Below are 12,500 nucleotides of genomic sequence, written 5' to 3' on the forward strand. Positions count from 1 at the left end.
GGTCCGCGGCGGGAAATGGGTACGCGATCTGCAACCGGCAAGGGTATGGGCCCAGCGATCAAATGGCGCGTGTCAGCATCAGCCCGAGAGCGGCGGCGAGCAGCGAGAGGATGACCGACGCCGCGACATAGAGGCCGGCCTGCATAAGTGCCCCGCGCTCCCAAAGCGTCAGCGCATCGAGGCTGAAGGCGGAAAAAGTGGTGAACCCGCCAAGCACGCCAGTTGTCAGGAACAGGCGCATATTGTGCCCGGTCTCCATGGCTCCGAACATTCCGGCAAGCAGGCCGATCAGGAAACTTCCGGCGACGTTCACCACCATCGTCCACCATGGAAAGCCCGGGCCCATCAGCGCGAAGCCGGCCCGGTTCACTCCATGCCGTGCCATCGCGCCCAATCCGCCGCCGATGAATACCAGCAAATAGCCGAGCGCATTGGGCATCAGTCGACGATCAGCTCTTCGGGATGCTTGGTAAGCTGGCGGACGATCACCACGATGATCCCGCCGATGAGGATGCCGACGATCGCCGATGCGATCGCGCTCGACAGCCAATGGACGATGGCGTGCAATGGCCCGAAATATTCGGCGATCGCGGTGGCGGTGTCATGCACCACATGCGGCAGCGTTTCGAAGCCCAGCTCCTCGATCCCGTGCAGCAGGATCCCGCCGCCGACCCACAGCATCGCCGCGGTGCCGATCCCCGACAGGCCCGTCAGCAGCTTCGGGACGACATGGACCAGCATATTGCCGACGGCCCGGGCGCCGGCATTGCTCCGTTCCGCCAGGTGCAGGCCGATATCGTCCAGTTTCACGATCAGCGCGACCACTCCATAAACGCCGAACGTGATCGCCACCGCCACGACGATCAGCGCGAAGGCGGTCTGCAAAACGGTCAGATGCTCAAGGTTGGCCAGCGCGATCGCCATGATCTCCGCCGACAGGATGAGGTCGGTGCGGATCGCGCCCTTGACCTGCAGCCGTTCGAGCTCGGCCGGGTCGACCATCGCGTCGACCAGCTGCTCCTCGTGCTGATGCTCGTGCAGCAACGTCTCGAGGATCTTCTCGGTCGCTTCGAAGGCAAGATAGGCGCCGCCGATCATCAGCAATGGCGTGATGAGGAACGGCGCGAAGGCGGTCAGCAGCAGCGCCGCCGGTAGCAGGAACAGCAATTTATTCTTGATGCTGCCCCAGGCGATCTTGCCGATGATCGGCAGCTCGCGCTCCGGCGCCAGGCCGATGACGTATCGCGGGGTCACCGCGGTATCGTCGATCACCACGCCGGCGGCCTTGGTGCTCGCCTTGCCGGCGGCTCCGGCGACATCGTCGAGCGAGGAGGCGGCGAGCTTGGCGATGGTCGCGACATCGTCGAGCAGCGCGATCAATCCGGACGGCATTGGGTTCCTCTTAGGTTGGTCGCGTGGGTTAGCCGACTGAACCCGCCATGGCGAGGAGGGAAAATGGATGGCTTGCCTGAATAATGCCAAATCCTAATGGCCGCTTTCGACCCATTGCGGTCATTAGTGATGTCCGGCAATTCTGGCCAATGACCGAGACAGCATGTGTCGTTTGCCCGCACGTCCTCGCCAACGAGCGACCCGTTCGGCTGCTAGTCCGTCATGGCGATGGAACGTGGCAAGCTACATGCGGCGAGCGCGACCACGCCGAGGATTGCTCCGATTTTGAAGTGGTTGGCGTCAATCATCTTTTCGAACGGCAATCCGACATTACGACCTTCGAGACGCTAGGCCCGGAACAAATGGCCGAATGGTCCCAGGGACGATGGACTGTCTCCCCGTTCGACGAGGACGACGCGACCTAATGTCCGCTTTCCACCCATTGCGGACATTAGCTCTTACTCGTCATTCCCGCGGAAGCGGGAACCTAGCAAAGGGAAGACTGGGTCCCCGCTTTCGCGGGGATGACGATATTTGAATATGTCCGCTTTCCACCCATTGCGGTGATTGCCGCGGGCGCGCTAGCAGCGGCGGATGGATCTGGACGCTTTGCTGCACCACTATTTCGGCACATCGGCCGTGACGGATGCTTCGCCGGCGATGCAGGCCGCTGGCCTCGACCGGCTGCGGGTCGATTTCGGCCTTGAAAGCGATCGATCGCGACGGTTCGCGCTCTGGTCGCTCCTTTATATGCTCGGGCAGGCGCCCGACCTCGATGTGGCGTTCAAGGAGGAAGCCGACCGCGAAGCGGCGCGCAACCTGATGGACCTGCTCGCTGCCTCCGACGAAGGTTAGGCCGTCAGTCCCGAGGTCGAGGCCTGCGCTTGCCCTTGGTTCGGCTTGTCAGGTGGAAGAGCCGGCAGCGATCGCAACGGTACATGCGCAATTGCCAATCAGAGCGCCGAACGACGATGAGCGCCTCCTCCTCCGATCGATAAGAGGCTTTCCTGGCGCAGATGCTCTGCCTGGTGCGCTTCATGCCTCGTTATCGGGTCGGGCCAGCTGGACGGCAATGGCAGTTTTCCTCCCATTCCCGCCACTAGGCCCGGCAATTCCCAGCCCCGCCTATCGCTTCGACGCAATTGCGAGTAGGCGCTCATCCCATGCGACAACCGAATCTACATCCCGCGCTCGCCGCAGCGCTGGCGGCGCGCGGCTATGACACGCTTACCCCGGTCCAGTCCGAAGTCCTCAAGGACGAGGCGCAAGGCCACGACCTGATCGTCTCGGCCAAGACCGGTTCGGGCAAGACGGTCGCCTTCGGCCTGGCCATCGCCGACCAGCTGCTCGACGGCGACTCTGCGCCCTGGACGCGCGAGCCCCTGTGTCTGGTCATCGCCCCGACGCGCGAACTCGCCATCCAGGTCAGCAAGGAGCTGGAGTGGCTCTATGCCTCGGCCGGCGCCCGCGTCGTCACCTGCGTCGGCGGCATGGACCCGATGAAGGAGCGGCGCGCGCTGCACGGCGGCGCGCATATCGTCGTCGGCACGCCCGGGCGCCTGCGCGACCACCTCGAACGGGGCGCGCTTAATCTCTCCGCCCTCCGGGTGGCCGTGCTCGACGAGGCCGACGAGATGCTCGACATGGGCTTCCGCGAGGAGCTGGAGGAGATACTCGACGCCACTCCGACCGAGCGCCGCACCCTGCTCTTCTCCGCTACCATGCCGCGCCCGATCGTCGCGCTGGCCCGGCGTTACCAGAAGGATGCGCTGCGCATCGAAACGCTCGGCGACCGCGAAGGCCATGCCGACATCGCCTATCAGGCGGTCGCGGTTTCCCCGACCGATATCGAGCATGCGGTGGTCAATTTGCTGCGCCTGCATGAGGCCGAGACCGCAATCCTGTTCTGCGCCACCCGTGAGGCGGTGCGCCGGCTGCACGGCAGCTTAAGCGAACGCGGCTTCGACGCCGTTGCACTGTCGGGCGAGCATAGCCAGAGCGAGCGCAACCATGCGCTTCAGGCGCTGCGCGACCAGCGCGCGCGGGTGTGCGTCGCGACCGATGTCGCCGCGCGCGGCATCGACTTGCCGTCGGTTTCGCTGGTGATCCATGTCGAACTGCCGCGCGATGCGGAGGCGCTGCAGCACCGCTCGGGCCGCACCGGCCGTGCGGGCCGCAAGGGCACCGCCGTGCTGATCGTGCCGTTCCGCCGCCGCCGCAATGTCGAGATCATGTTGCGCAATGCCCGGATCGACGCCGAGTGGCTCGACCCGCCCAGCCCCGAGCAGGTGAGGATCAAGGACCGCGAGCGGCTGCTCGCCTCGCTGTCGGTCGAGGTTGAGCCGGACGAGGAGGATCGCCTGCTCGCCGACCAGCTGATGACGACATTGTCGCCCCAGGCCATTGCCGCCGCGCTGGTCCGGACGCTGCGCACCAACCTGCCGGCGCCGGAGGATATCCTCGCTTCGGGCGGCCGCGACGGCGGGCGAAGCGAGGACGGCGGACCGCGTGCCGGCTTCGAAGGATCGGTGTGGTTCCGGATGAACGCCGGCCGCCGTCACAACGCCGACCCTCGCTGGCTGCTGCCTTTGATCTGCCGTTACGGACATGTCGGCCGCAACGACATTGGCGCGATCAGGGTCGCCGCCAATGAAAGCTATTTCGAGGTCACCCAGCGCGCCGCGCCGGGCTTCATCAAGGCGCTTCGCCGCGCGACAATCGCGCCGGAGGACGAGGGCCTCATCATCGAACAGGCCGAGCCGCGCGGCGAACCGGCGCCCCGCAGGCACCCCATGGCCCATCCCCGCGGCAAGCCGCAATGGAAAGGCAAGAAGCCGGGGAAGAGGGGATAACGGCAAGCAGGCGCGAGTGACCGCTTTCCACCCATTGCGGACATGAGGCGTAGCCGCCATTCATGCTATGCGTGCCCCAAAGCAGGGAGGTTGAATGGCTAGTCCGCAAGATCGAGCATGGTCCGAAGGTCATAAGGCCGGGAAGCATGGTGAGCCGATCAGCGCCTGCCCCTATGGGAGCGGGATGATGCAGCAATCCTGGCAGGTCGGATGGCGTGCGGGACAAGCGGCCAGGGATGCGAAGGGCAGCTGACGGCGCATGCAAGCGGCGGTGATCCGGATCGACGATTGAGCCGATCGGGCTTGCGCACCGCTTTCCTTTCGCGCAACTGCCCAGCCCATGCTTGCCATGGATTTCATCAAGTCGAACCGCGCCGACGTCGAGCGTGCGATCCGCGACAAGGGAGTCGACGTCGACCTTGACGCCTTGCTGGCGCTTGAAGGCGGCGCGCGCGCCCTCAAGACCGAGATCGACACTCTCCGCGCCAGCCGCAATGCGATCAGCGCCCGCTTCAAGGATGCAAGGCCCGAGGAGAAGGCCGCGCTGGGTGCCGAGGCCAAGGCTGCCGGTGCCCGCGCCTCCGAGCTTGAGGATGAGCTCGACTCTCGGGATGCGGCGTTGAAAGCGATGATGCTGAAGCTCCCCGGCATCCCCTGGGAAGGAGCTCCTGTCGGCCCCGACGAGAGCTTCAACACCGTCGTCCGGCAGGAAGGTACAGTCCCCACCTTCGCCTTCGAGCCGCTCGATCATGTCGCCCTGCTCGAGCGCAACGACTGGGCCGAGCTTGGCCGAATCGTCCAGGTTTCGGGCAGCCGCACCTATTGTCTCAAGGGCCGCCTCGCCCTGCTCGAATTGAAGCTGATGGGCTGGGCGCTGCAACAGATAGCCGAAGCCGGATTCACCGCCATCACCGTCCCGGCGATCGCGCGCGAACAGGCCTTCCTCAACCAGGGCCAGTTTCCCGGCCACGTCGAGGAAACCTATGCGCTGCCCAATGACGATCTCTACCTCGCCGGCACGGCGGAGGTCGCGCTGACCTCGCTCCACTCCGGCGAGATCATCGAGGGCAAGCAGTTGCCGGTCCTCTACGCCGGCATTTCGCCCTGCTTCCGGCGCGAGGCGGGCAGCGCCGGCAAGGACGTCCGCGGGCTGCTGAGAGTCCACCAATTCTTCAAGGTCGAGCAATATGTGATCTGCGAAGCGGACGAGGGGCAGTCGGCTGAATGGCATGCGAAGCTCCTCGGCCTGGCCGAGCAGCTGCTCACCGCGCTCGAAATACCCTACCAGGTAATCGAGACTTCGACCGGTGACATGGGCCTTGGCAAATATCGAATGAACGACATCGAAAGCTGGGTGCCCAGCCTCGGCAAGTATCGCGAGACCCACAGCTGTTCGACCCTGCACGACTGGCAGGCGCGGCGGGCCAACCTCCGCTACCGCGACGCCGATGGGAAGGTCCGCTTCGCCCACACGCTCAACAATACGGCGCTCGCCTCCCCGCGAATCCTCGTGCCCCTGCTCGAGAACCACCAGACGGCCGACGGCCGCGTTAGGCTTCCCGAAGCCCTTCGTGAGTTAATGGGCGGGGATGAATATCTCTAGCGACCCGGATCTTCGTATCCCGCCCAATTGGCGTCGGCTGACCGAGGCCGGCTGGCTGTTGTCACGCGCCTGGCACGGCATCGGCCACCTCGATCCGCGCGGCCCGCCCGGAGGCCCGCCTGCGCTGGTCATCCCCGGCTTCATCGCCAACGACCGCACCACCATGGCGCTGCGCCGGGCGCTGGCCGAGGGCGGCTACCGCACCTATCCGTGGAACGACGGCTGGAACCTCGGTGCGCGGGCCGACACCATCGCCCGCCTGAAGCAGCGCCTCGATGAGATCTCCCGCGACAAGCCGGTCCTGGTCGTCGGCTGGAGCCTTGGCGGAGTCTTCGCGCGGGAGCTGGCCCGAGCCGCCCCGGACCGCGTTCGCGCGGTAGTCACGCTGGGCAGCCCCTTCAGCCAGGACCCGCATCTGAACAATGTTTGGCGACTCTACGAATGGGTCGCCGGCCATCCCGTCGACCAGCCGCCGATCGAGCGCATCACCGCCAAGCCGCCGGTCCCGACCCTGGCCCTTTGGTCGCGCAAGGATGGCCTCATCGCACCCCTGGCGGCGCGCGGCACTCCGGAGGAAAGCGATAAGGCGGTCGAGCTGGATTGCAGTCATATGGCGTTCGGTGTTTCGACCAGCACCGCCCGGCGCGTGGTGCAGGAAATCGAGCAATTCCTAGCCGAGCTTTCCTCATAATTCGTCATCCCCGCGCAAGCGGGGACCCAGATTTTCTTGTTCGCTAGGTTCCCGCTTGCGCGGGAATGACGAGCTTGTGAGCCGTGACTCAAAACCCACATCACTCTGAATTCGTTCGCAAACCTTAGCCGTTTCTTGTTCCAGCAACGTTTCGATATCATGTTGGCCCCATGAAGTGGGACCGATATCCCCTCGCGCCCGTGCGCACCCGGTCCAGCCCCGACGACCAGGCGCCGTCGGACTGGAGCCGCTGGCGCGAGGTCGCGTGGCACATCCCGCGCCTGCTTTCCGGCCTTGGCCCGCTGGGCCCCCGCGGCCCCGAGGACGGCCCGCCGGCGCTCGTCATTCCCGGCTTCCTCGCCACCGACCGAACCACCATGGAACTTCGCCGCGCCCTCGCCCGGGCCGGCTGGCGCGCGCACCCCTGGCTGATGGGGGTCAACACCGGCGCCAAGGCCGACACGATGGAGCTGCTCGCCTCCCGTCTCGGCGCGATTTACAAGGAAGCCAAACAGCCGATCCTGATCGTCGGCTGGAGCCTTGGCGGAATGTTTGCCCGGGAAATCGCCTGCCGCGTCCCCGAACAGGTCCGCGCCGTCGTCACGCTGGGCAGCCCGTTCAGCGGCGATCTCAAGACCAACACCAATGTTCGCGAGATTTACGAGCGGGTCGCGGGACACGACGTCAACCGGCCGCCGTTCGAACGGATCGGCGGCAAGCCGCCGGTCCCGACCCTCGCATTGTGGTCGCGCAAGGACGGCATCGTCGCCCCCGCCGCAGCCCGCGGTCGCGCCGGCGAAGTCGACAAGGCGGTCGAGATCGACACCCACCATATGGGCTTTGCCGTCTACCGCCCGGCGCTCAGCCGCGTCGTGTATGAAATCCGCACCTTCCTGACGGAGCAGGAGGGCGTCGCGCCCGTCATGGGGAAAGTCGCGGCGGCCTAAGCCCCTTTCGTCATCCCGGCCCCTGAGCCGGGATCCGCCTTTTACTTTTCGTCGCAAGAACAAGGCGGATTCCGGGTCAAGCCCGGAATGACGGCTGAACCTAAAGCTTTCTCTGGATCGCCCGGTAAAGCGGATCACGGCCGGCGCGCACTTCCTGGTACCAGCCGCCATCGCAATAATAGAAGGACGTCCCCTCCTCGATCAGCTTCATGCATCCGCCCGGCAGCGAGTCATAGCTGGCGCCGATCAGATAGGGCTTGCGTGGCTCCGGCGGGGTCATGGGGACGGGCACCGGCACTTCCTTCACCACTTCGCGCTCGATCACCACCGGCACGTCGCGCTCGACCACCCACACGCCGCCCAGGCCATTGATAGAGCCGCCGTCCATCCCGCCACCTTGGCTCGGAATATTGTTGCGCGGGCCATAGCTGCGGCCCTGCGCATCGGCCTTTGCGGCCGCGAGGATCAGCGCGACGGATGCGATCGCGCTCAGCGCCAGGACATGTGCATATTTCACGAACATATGCTGCGCCTCATAGCATGGCGGACCAATCGGTTAGACTACTGATCTCGCGAAACTGTTCCGCCTTGTTGACTGGCCGCTGGCCTCAATCCCTTTTCGTCATCCCCGCGCAAGCGGGGACCCAGCCAAACAAGGAATCTAGGTTCCCGCTTTCGCGGGAATGACAAAGGTGGAGGTCAGTCCAGCAACTGCCCGCAGCTGACGCCGAGCGTCTTGGCGATCTTCTCGATCGCCGAGATGCTGGGATTGCGTTTTCCCCGCTCGATTTCGCTGATGTATGTCCGGTGCAGGTCGACTTCGAAGCCGAGCTTCTCCTGCGACAGCTTCCGCTCACGCCGCAGGCGGCGCAAGTTCGTCGCCAATCGCTGGTGAATGTCTGCCATGTCGACGAGAGGCCAAAATGCAGACCAATCATCTACAGGCTAATCGTGAACATTTCCCTTGACGCGTCTGATGCAGACGTTTCAATTAGTCACGATCAGTCTACAGTTGTTCCGCGGCGGACCGTGTCGAAAAGCGGAAGGGCTGGAGACGATCGATGCGGAGGCTCACCCGAGCATGACAGGCTTTCGCAAACCGCCGTCCCCGATTTCGAGATGGGAAGGGACGAACGGTGGCGGCGGGGTCCCGAGCCCCGCCGTCGAACCCTTCTCCGCCCTCCAGCGAGAATGCCTCAGTTAAGTGCTACGCCCTTGAAGCAATGCTCTCGGTGCCACTGCAGGAAAGCCGGATCGGGCTGTTCATTAGGATTGTCAGGGAAGCGTGCTCGGCCATCAGGAACTAAGATTTTTCGGACACCATCAACGTCATTGATCTGGTTCGACATTAGGATGCTTTGGTCATCGGCGACGCTGAGCAATCCCCGATCGAACATCCAATGCAGCGTGCCGGACAAGGCTAGCCCGTTTTGCACAACGTCTGGCCCCTTGGCGCTTACCGATTTGATATGCGCAGCTTCGACTTCGGCTCGGCCGCCGCCGTTGATGAACTGAAATCCCGTGAAAGCACAGCGGCGATCATAGGCTTTGAGCACGACCGTCCGGAAGATGCGATCGCGGACTGTGCGAAGAGTCAGCATTTGAGTTCGATCTTGTTCGAACTGGTAAGGGGTTTGCTCTTCAGCGACGGCTTGTCCGCCGGACTCTGCGTCCGTCCGTGGCAGTAACTCGTCACCGGCATCAAGACCCAAAGCGACGATCCTGTTGAAATCGGCATCCGGGATCGTGCGAACAGCAGATTGAGCGCGCCCCGATACTTTGCCAGCTTCATTTAGTACGCTCCGCTCCGGGTAACTCCGAGCGACTTGAAACGGGACGTTGCGGTCAAATTCGATGTAGGAGGTTGGATCGATTATCGCCAAATACATGCCCGTCTTGCGCGGGTCCGGCGTGATCTGCTCAACTTTGCCGACCGCGTGGTAGCCTTTTCGACCAGCTTTCACCGGCTCCATGAATATCACCCAGTCGCCGACCACCTGGCTGGCGCGCGAAAGATAGTTCTCAGGAAACTGATAAACTTCCCAAGGCCGGTCGTCGTAACGAGAGTCTTCGCGAAAGAGGAAAACGCCTTTGGCCATGTGCTGATGCTAACAGCGGAGTTCAATGGGAGAAAGGCGGATCCCGGATCAAGTCCGGGATGACGAAATGGGAGAATCCTACCCCTCATCCCCTCCGACGCCTTTCCAGCGATGCTGAAGCATCGCCGGAACCTTAGGCGTCGTCGCCCATCCGCAGCGCGGCAATAAACGCCTCCTGCGGGATGCTGACGCTCCCATATTCCCGCATTTTCGCCTTACCCTTCTTCTGCTTCTCCAGCAGCTTCCGCTTCCGGGTCGCGTCGCCGCCATAGCATTTCGCGGTGACGTCCTTGCGCATCGCGCTGATCGTTTCGCGGGCGATGACCTTGCCGCCGATCGCCGCCTGGATCGGGATCTTGAACAGGTGGCGCGGAATGAGGTCCTTGAGGCGCTCGACCATGCCGCGCCCGCGCGTCTCGGCATTGGCGCGGTGGACGATCATGGAGAGCGCATCGACCGGCTCCTCGTTGACCAGGATGCTCATCTTGACCAGGTCGCCTTGCCTCGTCCCGATCTGGTGATAGTCGAAGCTGGCATAGCCCTTCGAAATGCTCTTCAGCCGGTCGTAGAAATCAAACACCACTTCGTTGAGCGGAAGCTCGTAAGTGACCTGCGCCCGGGTGCTCGACCCATGGCCGACATAGGTGAGGTTCTTCTGGATGCCGCGCCGGTCCTGGCATAGCTTCAGCACCGCGCCGAGATATTCGTCGGGGACGTATATGGTCGCCTCGATCCACGGCTCCTCAATCGTCTCGATCCGGTTGGGGTCGGGCATGTCGGCCGGGTTGTGCAGCTCGATCACGCGGGCGTCGTCGTTCTTCGATTTGCTGAGCGAGATTCGGTAGACCACCGACGGCGCGGTGGTGATGAGGTCGAGGTCATATTCGCGGGTCAGCCGCTCCTGGATGATCTCCAGGTGGAGGAGGCCGAGGAAGCCGCAGCGGAAGCCGAAGCCCAATGCCGCGCTGGTCTCCATCTCGAAGCTGAAGGAGGCGTCGTTGAGGCGAAGCTTGTAAAGGCTGTCGCGGAGCTTTTCGAAATCGGCCGCGTCGGCGGGGAACAGGCCGCAGAAGACGACCGGCTGGACTTCCTTGAAGCCGGGAAGCGCTTCGGCGGCGGGCCGCTTGGCATCGGTGATGGTATCGCCGACCCGCGCCTCGCTGATCTCCTTGATCTGGGCGGTAATGAAGCCGATCTCGCCCGCGCTGAGATCGTTCAGCTGCTCGATCTTCGGCGTCATGCAGCCAACGCGGTCCACCAAATGCGTGGTGCCGGCGGCCATGAACTTGATCTGCTGGCCCTTCTTCAGCACGCCGTCCATCACGCGGACCAGCACGACGACGCCGAGATAGGGGTCGTACCAGCTATCGACCAGCATCGCCTTTAGCGGCGCGTCGCGGTCGCCCTTCGGCGGCGGGATCTTGTCGACCACCGCCTGCAGCACCTCGTCGATGCCGATGCCCGACTTGGCCGATGCCAGCACCGCTTCCGACGCGTCGAGGCCGATGATGTCCTCAATTTCCTCGCGGACCTTTTCCGGCTCGGCCGCGGGCAGGTCGATCTTGTTGATCACCGGCACGATCTCATGGTCATGCTCGATCGACTGATAGACATTGGCCAGCGTCTGCGCCTCGACCCCTTGCGCTGCGTCGACCACCAGCAGCGCGCCCTCGCAGGCGGCGAGGCTGCGGCTGACCTCATAGGCGAAGTCGACGTGGCCCGGCGTGTCCATCAGGTTGAGCTCATAGGTCTCGCCATCGGCCGCTTTCCACTTCAGCCGCACCGTCTGCGCCTTGATGGTGATGCCCCGCTCCTGCTCGATCTCCATATTGTCGAGCACCTGGCCGTGCGTCATCTCGCGCTCGGTAAGGCCGCCGGTGCGCTGGATGAGCCGATCGGCGAGCGTGCTCTTCCCGTGATCGATATGCGCGATGATCGAGAAGTTACGTATCAAATTCAATGGTTTGGACAAAGAGGGCCACTTTGCAGGATGTTGCTTGGCGGCGCGTTAGCAGTTGGCGCTCATACTGTCACCGCCTCCGCACCGAGTCGGCCTCTCGCATCAACTCCCCGTTAGTGTTAGGCAGCAACACCGATTAATTTACGGGGGTAAATCATGCGTCGTCTGACTTATGCCGCGGCGACACTTGCCGCGGCCGCCTTCGCTTCCGCATCCGGCTTGGCCGCGCCGCAGGGCACCAGCAACACCGGGGCCAGCGAGTCCCGCAAGATGCAGACCAACGCCACTCAGCAGATCCCGGTGTGCGCCAAGCCGATCGGAGTGCTGGCGATCGTCGAACCGGAAATGCAGTGGTGGCGCGAATATAACCTTGGCAGCCCCGAGGCGGTGATCAAGGTGTTCGTCCAGCAGTCGCACTGCTTCACCATCGTTAACCGCGGCCGTTCGATGCAGAGCCGGGCGATGGAGCGGGCGCTGGCCGACCAGGGCGAGCTCCAGCAGGGTTCCAACCTCGGCAAGGGCCAGGTCAAGGCGGCCGATTATTTCCTCGAGCCCAACATCGTCACCGCCAACCGCAATTCGGGCGGCGGCGGGGCCGGGGCCGCGCTCGGTGCGCTTGGTGGCTTGTTCGGCGGTGGCGGCAGCTTCGTCGGCGGTCTAGCTGGCGGGATCAACGTCAAGAAGGGCGAGGCCAATGTCACCTTGTCGGTGGTCAATGCCCGGACCACCGAGGAAATGGTCGTCGAAGGCTATGCCCGCAAGAAAGACATTAGCTGGGGCGCCGGCGGCGCCGGCGGCTGGTGGAACGGCTTCGCCGCAGCGGGTGCCCACGGCTATCAGGATACCGAGATCGGCCAGGTCATCGTGCTGGCCTACCTCGATGCCTACACCAAGTTGCTCGGCCAGCTCGGCGGGATTCCGCAGACCTATCCGGCCGCCCAATAGTCCATAACCCA

At 64.0% G+C, this 12,500-nt stretch carries 14 protein-coding genes; 8 read left to right on the forward strand and 6 right to left on the reverse strand.

Features of this window, described 5'->3' with window-relative positions; genetic code table 11:
* Positions 1–58: 58 nt before the first annotated feature.
* Together crcB and LZ518_RS11260 are read right to left on the reverse strand one after the other, a co-directional pair.
* Entirely contained in the window at positions 59–439 is a 381-nt protein-coding gene (gene crcB, locus LZ518_RS11255; RefSeq protein ID WP_249916074.1) for a fluoride efflux transporter CrcB, read from the reverse strand.
* Positions 439–1,392, reverse strand: coding sequence for a DUF808 domain-containing protein (locus LZ518_RS11260; RefSeq protein ID WP_249916075.1), 954 nt, complete (start codon positions 1,390–1,392; stop codon positions 439–441). Before LZ518_RS11260 ends, crcB begins: the two co-directional genes overlap by 1 nt.
* Before the next feature lie 149 nt (positions 1,393–1,541).
* Between LZ518_RS11260 and LZ518_RS11265 the strand changes: the two genes are divergently transcribed.
* The 7 genes from LZ518_RS11265 (at position 1,542) to LZ518_RS13570 (ending at position 7,485) form a co-directional block, all read left to right on the forward strand.
* The gene (locus LZ518_RS11265; protein ID WP_249916076.1) at positions 1,542–1,817 is read left to right on the forward strand and encodes a hypothetical protein; all 276 of its coding nucleotides are present in this window, start codon (positions 1,542–1,544) and stop codon (positions 1,815–1,817) included.
* A gap of 169 nt (positions 1,818–1,986) precedes the next feature.
* The gene (locus LZ518_RS11270) at positions 1,987–2,247 is read left to right on the forward strand and encodes a hypothetical protein (protein WP_249916077.1); all 261 of its coding nucleotides are present in this window, start codon (positions 1,987–1,989) and stop codon (positions 2,245–2,247) included.
* A 308-nt stretch (positions 2,248–2,555) separates the two neighbouring features.
* A complete protein-coding gene (locus LZ518_RS11280; protein WP_249916079.1) occupies positions 2,556–4,244 on the forward strand; it encodes a DEAD/DEAH box helicase in 1,689 nt (562 codons plus the stop codon).
* Between the two features lie 94 nt (positions 4,245–4,338).
* Positions 4,339–4,497, forward strand: a complete 159-nt coding sequence (locus LZ518_RS11285) for a ribosome modulation factor (RefSeq protein WP_249916080.1) — start codon at positions 4,339–4,341, stop codon at positions 4,495–4,497.
* A 96-nt stretch (positions 4,498–4,593) separates the two neighbouring features.
* On the forward strand, positions 4,594–5,847 hold the full coding sequence (gene serS / locus LZ518_RS11290) for a serine--tRNA ligase (RefSeq protein WP_249916081.1): 1,254 nt from the start codon (positions 4,594–4,596) through the stop codon (positions 5,845–5,847).
* Positions 5,834–6,538, forward strand: a complete 705-nt coding sequence (locus LZ518_RS11295; RefSeq protein ID WP_249916082.1) for an alpha/beta fold hydrolase — start codon at positions 5,834–5,836, stop codon at positions 6,536–6,538. Before serS ends, LZ518_RS11295 begins: the two co-directional genes overlap by 14 nt.
* A 200-nt stretch (positions 6,539–6,738) precedes the next feature.
* Positions 6,739–7,485 (forward strand): alpha/beta hydrolase family protein, encoded by a 747-nt coding sequence (locus LZ518_RS13570; RefSeq protein ID WP_249916083.1) that lies wholly within the window; start codon positions 6,739–6,741, stop codon positions 7,483–7,485.
* 100 nt (positions 7,486–7,585) lie between these two features.
* Here the strand turns inward: LZ518_RS13570 and LZ518_RS11305 are convergent, their stop codons facing one another.
* The 4 genes from LZ518_RS11305 to lepA form a co-directional block, all read right to left on the reverse strand.
* Positions 7,586–8,008: a hypothetical protein gene (locus tag LZ518_RS11305; RefSeq protein WP_249916084.1), complete on the reverse strand. Its 423-nt coding sequence runs from the start codon at positions 8,006–8,008 to the stop codon at positions 7,586–7,588.
* Positions 8,009–8,184: 176 nt separating this feature from the next.
* Positions 8,185–8,391, reverse strand: coding sequence for a helix-turn-helix domain-containing protein (locus LZ518_RS11310; protein ID WP_249916085.1), 207 nt, complete (start codon positions 8,389–8,391; stop codon positions 8,185–8,187).
* Positions 8,392–8,681: 290 nt separating this feature from the next.
* Positions 8,682–9,584: an HNH endonuclease gene (locus LZ518_RS11315; protein WP_249916086.1), complete on the reverse strand. Its 903-nt coding sequence runs from the start codon at positions 9,582–9,584 to the stop codon at positions 8,682–8,684.
* Between the two features lie 133 nt (positions 9,585–9,717).
* A complete protein-coding gene (gene lepA / locus LZ518_RS11320; protein WP_249916087.1) occupies positions 9,718–11,556 on the reverse strand; it encodes a translation elongation factor 4 in 1,839 nt (612 codons plus the stop codon).
* Between the two features lie 144 nt (positions 11,557–11,700).
* On the opposite strand from lepA, the gene LZ518_RS11325 reads away from it, so the two are divergent.
* Positions 11,701–12,489 carry a CsgG/HfaB family protein gene (locus LZ518_RS11325; RefSeq protein WP_249916088.1) on the forward strand — a complete coding sequence of 263 codons (789 nt, stop codon included), beginning with the start codon at positions 11,701–11,703 and terminating at the stop codon, positions 12,487–12,489.
* Positions 12,490–12,500 lie beyond the last annotated feature (11 nt).

The organism is Sphingomonas brevis (assembly GCF_023516505.1).
In the GTDB taxonomy this organism is placed as follows: Bacteria; Pseudomonadota; Alphaproteobacteria; order Sphingomonadales; family Sphingomonadaceae; genus Sphingomicrobium; species Sphingomicrobium breve.